The 2,348-nt window shown below is 70.4% G+C and carries 2 protein-coding genes; one reads left to right on the forward strand and one right to left on the reverse strand.

The window, feature by feature from the left end; all coding sequences use genetic code 11:
* Positions 1–289: 289 nt before the first annotated feature.
* Complete coding sequence (locus WA805_RS03270) at positions 290–1,756, reverse strand: FAD-dependent oxidoreductase (RefSeq protein ID WP_425241610.1); 1,467 nt, start codon at positions 1,754–1,756, stop codon at positions 290–292.
* Positions 1,757–2,124: 368 nt separating this feature from the next.
* Between WA805_RS03270 and WA805_RS03275 the strand changes: the two genes are divergently transcribed.
* Positions 2,125–2,348, forward strand: a 224-nt coding sequence (locus tag WA805_RS03275; RefSeq protein WP_422286397.1) for a hypothetical protein, incomplete at its 3' end; no start/stop codon positions are given.

Below are 2,348 nucleotides of genomic sequence, written 5' to 3' on the forward strand. Positions count from 1 at the left end.
TCGGCGACTTCTGGGCCGGCCTGAACCGGGACTGGAGCGACACCCAGGGCTGGAAACGACTGAGAAAGACAGCCCATGACCACAACCCCGTGAACGACGCGATGGGAAACGCGGAGGCATTCGAGGAGATCCTCCGCCTGGCCAAAGGCTCCTGATCCCCGGTTATCGCCTTCGACGAGCCAAGCTGCGCATCCGCAGGTACCGGATCCGTCGTTCGGCGCGGTTTCGTAGAAGCCGCCAGGGCGGACGATCGGCTGTGGCTAGGTGAGCGAGCCAGTATGGAGGGCCTCTACCGGGTAAGGGCGGTGAGGAGCTGCTCCCGGGTTGGCTGGGCGACTGGCGGCGCGGTGCCGTGCCGTCTGAGAGTTTCCTGCGTGCGCGCTACGACATCCGGGTCGGTGTAGACCTCGACGGGCGGGCAGATCATCCCGTTGATCTTCCAGAACGCGCGGAAGGCGATCGGATCGTAGGACGCGGCCACGCGCAGCTGGGAATAGGTGACCCGGCCGGGAGTCCGGGATGGCGGCGGCGGTGGAGCGCCGAAGATGGTGTGCCGCATCATCGCCAGCCGCCCGGCGTCGATCACGGCCTGATCGTGGTAGAACGGCACCACATGCGCGCCGACGAGGCGGTCCAGGGCGAGCGCCTGCGCGGCGGGATCGGCAGCATGCTCGCCGACGGCATCGGTCAGGTCGACGGCGCCGGACAAGGCCAGCGCCAGGCCGCGCCCGAGGGTCGGGTTGGTGGTGCAGACCGAGTCGCCGATCGCGTGCAGGCCGGTGGCGACGGGAGTCCCGTCGACCACCAGGCGGCGCAGGGTGTTGTGCAGCCCGGCCATGGGGAACACGTCGGTGATCGGGTCCATCACCGCCAGCCAGGCCCGGTAGGTGGGGATGGTCCGCAGGACGGCGGTGAACACCTGCGGGTCGCGGGCCGTCCGGAACCGGTGGTCGGCGGCCAGCGGCGCCACAACCAGCTGCACCGCGCCGTTGTCACCGCCCCACTTGCCGGCCAGGAACTCATCGAGCGCCACGACGATCCGGGTGACCAGCGGGGCGGGCAGCCCGACGCCCGGGCGTACCCGGTAGTGGCGGCTGAAATAGGCGATCCCGCACTCGGCCCGCGAGGTGGCGGTGATCCGGGCGCCGATCTGCGTCAGCCAGTCATCAATCGGCGAGCGGCGGCCGGTGGCGTCGACCACCAGGTCGGCAGCCAGGTCACCGCGGTCGGTGCGCACGCCGGTCACGTGCGGCGGCCGGCCACTAGGGCGGCCGACGGCGGTGAGCAGCCCGGTGACTTTCACCCCGCACCGCACCGTGACCCGCGGCTCGGCCGCCGCGGCCCGCTGCAGCACCCAGTCGACGGTGGACCGCCTGGTCATCATCGGGGTAAGCCGCTCATCTCCCGGCCGGTCCGCGGTGTCCGACAGCGAGCCCGGCATCTGAGTCCGCAGCGGGGCCTCGGTCACCCCGGCGGCCAGCAGGCCCGCATACACATCAGGCAGGTGCTCGATGAGAAGCTGACGGCATCGGGCCATGACGATATGCGGCTGGACGATCTGCGGCGCCGTAGGGCGGAACGCCGCCGCGGCGGCGGATTCCACGTCCGGAGCAGGCTGGAGGTAGTCCCGCTCGAGGACTAGGACCTCGTGCCCGGCCCGGGCCAGCAGCAGCCCGGCAAACAGGCCCGCGGCACTGCCCCCCACAATGACGACATCCAACGCGTGCCCCTCTCGGCGCCCACCGCCCCTCCGCATGGAGTCGACACCAGGGTAAAACGACGGCAGCCCTGCCAGTCAAGGAGAACCCGAGGCCCGCCAGGGACGCTAGCCAACCTCGAGCCGTTGGCCGGCTGGCTGCGGTGACGGCACACGCACCGCCGATATGGGCGACCGTCGGTTCGATGCCGATAACGATAAGGGGCGCCCAGACCTGGGTACTCTGCGCTTCCGCGAGCTGGTGGACCGCGTCAGCGGCTGGTGCCGAACAGGCGCTCTGGCCGACCGGGTGGTCTTCGAGGGAACACGGTCAACGAGCACGGCGGCCCGCCCCGCTCTGGCAGGGGTGCGGAAGTACGATCTGAGGGAAGGACCGCCCGCCGTACGACCTCGGGAGGTAATGCACCATGACTAACCCTGACGAGCCGGCCCGCCCGCGGGACTATGCCTTGCAACAAGAGCTCGAATCGCTGCGCGAACAAGAGCGCGAGGGTCATTCGACTCCCGAGGAGCAGCGCCGCGCCGAGGAACTGGAGCGCCGTCTGCACGTTGACGAGCACGGGGCGGAGGTACGGGAACGCCGGGAACAGGACCGCGCCGAGGACCGCGAGGACGAGGAGTACCGCTCCCG

The sequence above is a fragment of the Trebonia sp. genome, from assembly GCF_049794275.1.
In the GTDB taxonomy this organism is placed as follows: domain Bacteria; phylum Actinomycetota; class Actinomycetes; order Streptosporangiales; family Streptosporangiaceae; genus Trebonia.

What these genes read in the sequence shown, in the direction of transcription:
- WA805_RS03270 (WP_425241610.1), bottom strand. Translation starts at nt 1,756, where the DNA reads ATGCGGAGGGGCGGTGGGCGCCGAGAGGGGCACGCGTTGGATGTCGTC.